Source organism: Haloimpatiens lingqiaonensis (assembly GCF_901447495.1).
Lineage (GTDB): Bacteria > Bacillota > Clostridia > Clostridiales > Clostridiaceae > Haloimpatiens > Haloimpatiens lingqiaonensis.
This window is the reverse complement of the sequence record NZ_CABDWS010000111.1, coordinates 1-6,852: the sequence shown is the minus strand read 5'-3', so window position 1 is coordinate 6,852 and position 6,852 is coordinate 1. Positions and strand designations below refer to the sequence as shown.

7 protein-coding genes are annotated in these 6,852 nt (G+C 33.0%); 1 reads left to right on the top strand and 6 read right to left on the bottom strand.

All coding sequences use genetic code 11. The features are described 5' to 3' along the window. Nucleotides 1–369 precede the first annotated feature (369 nt). Nucleotides 370–897, top strand: a complete 528-nt coding sequence (locus FGK85_RS14115; RefSeq protein WP_138207688.1) for a Gx transporter family protein — start codon at nucleotides 370–372, stop codon at nucleotides 895–897. A 430-nt stretch (nucleotides 898–1,327) separates the two neighbouring features. On the opposite strand, the gene FGK85_RS14110 is transcribed toward FGK85_RS14115, so the two are convergent. From FGK85_RS14110 to rsxC, 6 genes are all read right to left on the bottom strand, one after another. Beyond that, nucleotides 1,328–2,161 carry an RnfABCDGE type electron transport complex subunit B gene (locus FGK85_RS14110; protein ID WP_138207686.1) on the bottom strand — a complete coding sequence of 278 codons (834 nt, stop codon included), beginning with the start codon at nucleotides 2,159–2,161 and terminating at the stop codon, nucleotides 1,328–1,330. A gap of 16 nt (nucleotides 2,162–2,177) precedes the next feature. Beyond that, nucleotides 2,178–2,756, bottom strand: a complete 579-nt coding sequence (rsxA, locus tag FGK85_RS14105) for an electron transport complex subunit RsxA (protein ID WP_138207684.1) — start codon at nucleotides 2,754–2,756, stop codon at nucleotides 2,178–2,180. A 134-nt stretch (nucleotides 2,757–2,890) separates the two neighbouring features. Further along, nucleotides 2,891–3,556, bottom strand: a complete 666-nt coding sequence (gene rsxE, locus FGK85_RS14100) for an electron transport complex subunit RsxE (RefSeq protein WP_138207682.1) — start codon at nucleotides 3,554–3,556, stop codon at nucleotides 2,891–2,893. Continuing rightward, nucleotides 3,556–4,131: an RnfABCDGE type electron transport complex subunit G gene (locus FGK85_RS14095; protein WP_138207680.1), complete on the bottom strand. Its 576-nt coding sequence runs from the start codon at nucleotides 4,129–4,131 to the stop codon at nucleotides 3,556–3,558. Before FGK85_RS14095 ends, rsxE begins: the two co-directional genes overlap by 1 nt. After that, nucleotides 4,132–5,067: an RnfABCDGE type electron transport complex subunit D gene (locus FGK85_RS14090; protein WP_138207678.1), complete on the bottom strand. Its 936-nt coding sequence runs from the start codon at nucleotides 5,065–5,067 to the stop codon at nucleotides 4,132–4,134. Between the two features lie 16 nt (nucleotides 5,068–5,083). Next, nucleotides 5,084–6,406, bottom strand: coding sequence for an electron transport complex subunit RsxC (rsxC, locus tag FGK85_RS14085; RefSeq protein WP_138207676.1), 1,323 nt, complete (start codon nucleotides 6,404–6,406; stop codon nucleotides 5,084–5,086). Between the last annotated feature and the right edge of the window lie 446 nt (nucleotides 6,407–6,852).

Below are 6,852 nucleotides of genomic sequence, written 5' to 3'. Positions count from 1 at the left end.
TTCATTTTTAATATAACTATAATTTGGCAGGCTGACGCCTAAAAGATCTTTTCAAGACATATTGGTAAAATATGCAAAGTGACTACTATATTTTATAGGTACTTTGCACAACATTTATTAAATAGCCATTAATTAGTCTACAAATTGCAATTTAAAATTAAAAAGGTTATTTATCCGATGACTACCTGCCGTAACACTCCCACTTCTAACAAAGTGGGAGATAACGGCAGCTACGTCCCTGGATAACGAGCTCTAACCTTCAGTTGGAGTAAAAACTCCATCTGAAGCTAAGAGCTCTGTTTATCAAAGATAGAGATTAAGATTTATGTGTGGAAGATGAGTTATTAAATTAGAGATGGATGTGTTCACATGAGGGAAGGTAATAATTTTAAAAAAAACTTAAATAAAAGTGTATTTCTAAGTTTAATGGTAGCAGTGGCTCTTGGGATATATGTAATAGAAGCGCAAATTCCTGTGATTTTTCCAGGAATAAAATTAGGACTTTCCAATGTGGTTTCCCTAATAGTGCTCATAACCTTTGGGGGCAAAGAGGCCATTTTAGTAATGTTTTTAAGAACTTTACTAGGAACCATGTTTACGGGAACCCTATCCTCGTTCTTATTTAGCATAACAGGGGGATTACTGAGCAATATAGTAACTATAGTAATGTATAAAAGGTTTAAAAAATATTTTAGCATAGAAATAATAAGCATAGTAGGAGCAGTTTTTCATAATTTGGGACAACTTTTAGTGGCAGCATTTATAGTACAGGATTTTAGAATATACATATATTTTCCCATTTTGATGATATCAGCCCTTATTACAGGGTATTTTGTAGGATTGGTAGTTAAATATTTTAATAAACATGTGGAAAAGATGAAAATAAGGGACAAGTGACAATTGACAGTTGACAATTGACAATTGACAATTAAAAATTAAGAATTAAGAATTGAGAATTAAGAATTGAGAATTAAGAATTGAGAATTAAGAATTGAGAATTAAGAATTAAGAATTAAAAATTAAGAATTAAAAATTAAGAATTAAGAATTAAAAATTAAGAATTAAAAATTAAGAATTAAGAATTAAGAATTAAAAATTAAGAATTAAGAATTAAGAATTAAGTAAGAGGTAGAGATAGAGGGAATTTCCTTCACTGTGTTAGGGAAAATCTTTAATTGAATGTAAATAATTGGATAATCAGAAAAGCTATAACTGATTCATTAAATGAAGTAGTTATAGCTTTTATTTTTTAAGAGTTCTTACTTTTTACCTTACTTGTTTTATCCTACAAATTTTCTAGTCTCTATATCCATTCTCACAGGATATTCTAAACAGCTTCTTCTTGAGTAAGAATAAGTTTTCCGTCGTGGGCTTTAAGCACCTTAGTAGGGCACTTTTCTACACATTGCATGCATAAAGTACACTTAGTGCTGTCTACTAAAGGAAGATTATTTTCTAAAACTAAAGCATCGCTAGTACAGTTTCTAGCACATAGACCACAACTTATACATCCAGTGTCACATACTTCTTTTACTTCTTTTAGTTTATCTTTTGAGTTACAGGAAACTCTTATTATTTCAGAAACAGGCTTAATTTCAATAACATGTCTAGGGCAGATGTTTGCACAAGCGCCGCAGGCAGTACATTTCTTTTCATCTACTACTGCAATGCCGTTTTCAATGCTAAGAGCTCCAAACTGACAAACCTTAACACAGCTACCAAGGCCAAGACACCCAAAACTACAACCTTTAGCACCGCCACCTGGAAGTACAGAGGCCTCTAGACAGTCCATATTGCCATAGTAAGTGCCTTTCATCTTTGCACTTTCACAAGTACCTACGCATTTAACAAAGGCTTTTTTAGGCTCTGCAGCTTCCACCTTAATGCCCATTATGTCTCCAATTTTTTCAGCTGCTGTAGCACCACCTACAGTACAACAATTTGCCTTGGCAGCACCGTCAACTATAGCTTGGGCATAGGCATCGCAGCCTGCATAGCCACAACCACCGCAGTTGGCACCAGGTAGGCAGTCTTTTATTAAAGGCACTCTCTCATCTACTGGTACATGAAATTTTTTAGAAGCATAGCCTAAAACTACACCAAATACAAGACCTAATCCCCCTAAGCTTAAAGCAGGGAATAATAAACCATTTACATCCATTTAGAAACACCTCCCATTAATGAATTAATCCTTGGAATCCTAAAAAGGCTATGGACATAAGTCCAGCTGTAATCAATGAAATAGGAAGTCCCTTCATAGCCTCAGGCATATTTTTATTTTCGTCCATTCTCTCTCTAATGCCTGCAAGAAGTACAATAGCTAGCATATATCCAAGACCAGAACCTAGTCCAGCCACTACAGAACCAAGTAAAGTATATTTTTCATTCATATTTATTATAACGGCACCTAAGATAGCACAGTTTGTAGTTATAAGGGGTAAGAAGATACCAAGTGCCTTATAAAGGGAAGGACTTTTCTTTTTAATAACCATCTCTACAAATTGAACCAAAGAAGCTATAACCAGTATAAAGGCAATAGTGTACATATAAGGTATATTTAAAGGTACTAGAATAAAATTGTACACTATATAAGAAATAAATGATGCTAAAACCATAACAAATGTAACAGCAAGTCCCATACCTGCTGCAGTTTCTATTTTTTTAGAAACTCCAAGGAAAGAACAAATTCCAAGGAATTTAGATAAAACAAAGTTATTAACTAATAGGGAACTAAAAAATATTAAAAATAAATTCATAGAGTTACCACCTCTCTTATGATCTAGATGATTTTCATTTAGCTACTATAAAAATTGGCAATGAGCTGATGCTTAAACAGCTTCTTAAACAGCTGCTGTTTATTTAAAAAGCCTTTTAATAAAGCATTATTTTACTAATGCTTTACAGAGCAGTGAGCGCAATTTCCATCACAGCCTTTAAATTCAGTAATTCTCTTGTTTTCCTTTGACTTTCTTGCGTTAAATAGGTTTATTAATGCCATTAAAATTCCAAGAGTGAAGAAAGCACCAGGAGCTAATATCATTATGATGGCAGGCTGAAAGGAAGATGGCATAACTTGATATTCAAAAATCTTTCCAGTGCCCAAAAGTTCTCTTATAATACCAATTACAGTAAGAGAAAGAGTAAATCCTAAGCCTTGCCCAAGACCATCAAAAATAGATATTATAGGACCGTTTTTAGATGCAAATGCTTCTGCTCTTCCAAGAATAACGCAGTTAACAACTATAAGAGGAATAAAAATTCCAAGGGCTTTATATAAATCTGGTACATAACCCTGCATTAAAAATTGAAGTAAAGTAACAAAAGCAGCAATAACAACAATAAATGATGGAATACGAATTTTATCTGGTATAAATTTTCTAAGAAGAGAAATAACAAAGTTTGAACCAATAAGTACTACAGTAGAAGCAATACCCATGCCTATACCATTTTTGGCACTGGTAGTTACCGCTAGTGTAGGACACATAGCTAAAACTTGTACGAATGTAACATTTTCAGTTAAAATACCATTTTTTAATCTTTCCAAAGGACTTGCCATTAGTTATTCCCTCCTTTTAAATTGTTTTTATAGAAATTAATAGCTTCGTTAACTCCTTTAGTTACGGCCTTTGAAGTTATAGTAGCTCCAGTTATAGCTTGTATTTCATTGTCTTTAGCTGAAGAAGCCTTAGTAACTTTAAGTTCTTTTTCTATAGATTTTCCTTTATATTGGCCATAAAATTCAGGTTTTTCAGAGTTAGCTCCAAGACCAGGTGTTTCTGATTGAGATAAAATCTTAATACCTTGAACTTTACCATCAGTTGAAATTCCAACCATTAGCTCTATATTTCCACCATATCCTTTAGTATTAACTTTCATGGCATAACCAATAGCTTTGCCATTTTTTAAAGCTTCGTTAACCTCTACTATTTTTTCAGTTAATTTTACATCTTTCTTTTTAAATGTATCACCATCAGGTATTAATTTCTGCATAGCTTCTTTATTTGCCTTCTCTGCTTGAGCTGCAATAGGCTCTTTTGTTATGGTATAAGTACAGCCAAGTATTAATCCAGCAAAGGCAGTTATTACTAATAAAAGAATTCCTAATTTAAGAGAACTTTCTTTTTTATTCATTTATTTCACCTTCCCGAACTTTGTTGGAATTACATATTTATCTATAAGAGGAACAAATAAATTCATTATAAGTATTGAATAAGAAACACCTTCAGGGTAAGCACCACTGAATATACGAATTACTGATGTTAAAAGTCCACAACCTATGGCAAAGATAATTTGTCCTTTTTTAGTCATTGGACATGTAGTGTAATCTGTAGCCATAAATATAGCTCCAAGCATAAGTCCGCCAGCAAATATTTCATAAATAGCGTTTCCTGTCATAAATCCATTTCTACCAATTAAGGTAGTTAAAATAATTACAGTTCCTATATAAAATACTGGTATGTGATAAGAAATAACTCTTCTATATAGAAGATAAGCAAAACCTATAAGTAAAGCTAGGGCAGAGGTTTCACCAATACAGCCTCCCACATGACCTATAAATAGGTTCGTAAGGGATGGAAGTTGACCTTCAGCTCCCTTTAAAATAGCTAAAGGAGTAGCTGATGTAGCACCGTCTATTGTCCAATTAGTCATGGCTGATGGCCAAGAGGATAACAAGAAGGCTCTTGCTGCTAGGGCAGGGTTAACTACATTTTGCCCTATACCTCCGAAAAATTGTTTTACCACAATAATTGCAAAAGCACTGCCTATAGCAACCATCCAAAGTGGTATAGTTACAGGTACATTAAATGCGATTAAAATACCAGTTACCACTGCACTTAAATCATTTATAGTGATTTCTCTTTTGGTCAATTTTTGCCAAAGCCACTCAGAAAAAACCGCAGAAACAATAGCAGTTATCATTACTAGAGCTGCTCTAAATTTAAAAAAGTATATTCCAGCTAAAGCTGCAGGAATTAAAGCTATTATCACATCTCTCATTATACCTTTAACGGTTTCATTAGATCTAATATGTGGAGATGAAGATAAAGTTAACATTGATTTATTCATATATGTCACCTCTTATCTATTTTTTTCTTTTGTTAGCAATAACAGTACGTTTGCCAACTCTTAAAGATTGCACTAAATGATTTTTAGCTGGGCATACAAAAGTACAGCATCCACATTCGATGCAGTCTAGTCCATTTAATTTTTCAAATTCATCAAACTCATGTCTTTCACATAGAGAGTGAAGCTTTCCAGGCATTAGATTCATAGGACATGCGTCTATACATTTTCCACATCTAATACAACTAGTAGGCTCTGGCATAAAACCTTCTTTTTTTGTAAGACATAAAACACCAGAGGTTCCTTTCATAGCAGGGATGTCTAAAGATGATAAGGTCATTCCCATCATTGGACCGCCAGAAATAACCTTTACAGGATCTTCTTTGAATCCACCGCAAAATTCCACTAATTCCCTTATGGAAGTACCAAGTTTAACTCTAAGGTTTTTAGGTTCCTTAATAGCTCCACCTGTAACAGTAACAACTCTATCAGTAAGTGGAAGACCTAAAACCACTGATTTATAAATCTGATAAACAGTACCAACATTTTGCACCACACATCCTACGTCAGCAGGAAGCTTTCCAGATGGTACTTCACGGTTAGTTATAGAATAAATCAGCTGTTTTTCAGCTCCTTGAGGGTATTTAGTTTTTAAAGCCTTAACTTCTATATTAGAATAATTTTTACATAACTTTTCCATAAGCTTAAGGGCATCTGGCTTGTTATGTTCAATACCAATGTAGCCTTTGGCTTTAGGGAAGATTTGTAGAATTATACTTAAACCTTCTACTATTTTATCTCCTTGTTCTAGCATCAACCTATGGTCGCAGGTTAAGTAAGGTTCACATTCAGCTGCATTGACAATTATAGAGTCTATGTTTTTATCTGCTGGAGGATTAAGTTTAACATGGGTAGGGAAAGCAGCACCGCCCATACCAACTATTCCAGCTTCTTTAATTATGTCTAACAATTCTTCTTTAGAAAGCTTAGTGTAATCTCTATTTACTTCATTAGCAGAAACCGTTTCATATTGGTTATCGTTTTCTACTATAACAGAAAGAACTTTAGTACCACCGGCGGTAAGTACAGGAGCAATATTTTTAACAGTACCAGATACGCTACTGTGTACAACAGATAATCCAAAGCCATTAGCTTGTCCTATCTTTTGCCCAACTAAAACTCGATCACCTTTTTTTACTAAAGGTTCACAGGGAGCTCCTATATGTTGTGACATAGGAAAAACCAAATCTCCCTTTGGAAGGTAATCTTCTATAGTTTTGCTTTCACTAAGACGTTTACCATGAGGTGGGTATACACCGCGTTTAAAAGTTAACAAGTTCATAGCCATATACTTCCTTTCTTGCTGAATTATAGAAAAATAAATAAATTGATAAAAAAATAAGTTAATTTACAAAATATATAATACAGCTTAAAATATATAATAATACAGTATAAAGCAAAGAAAAAAATATTTCTACACTATTATGAAAAAAATGAATGAATTTTTAAAAAATATATCATTCATTAGCGAAAAAACAACTAATTTTTTGCATATAATACTAAAAAAGTAATATAGTAAAAATAAGTAAGTGCTTTATATTCTAGTATATTACATATAAGAATGAATGTGAATAGGCTAAAAGTGCTTAAAAACTTTAATAATAAAATAACAAACTATAGATATATTAATGCAATTTATCCGATGACTACCTGCCGTAACACTCCCACTTCTAAGAAGGACAAGTAGGGGACGGTTCATTAATTTTATAACTATTTTAGTTATAAAAT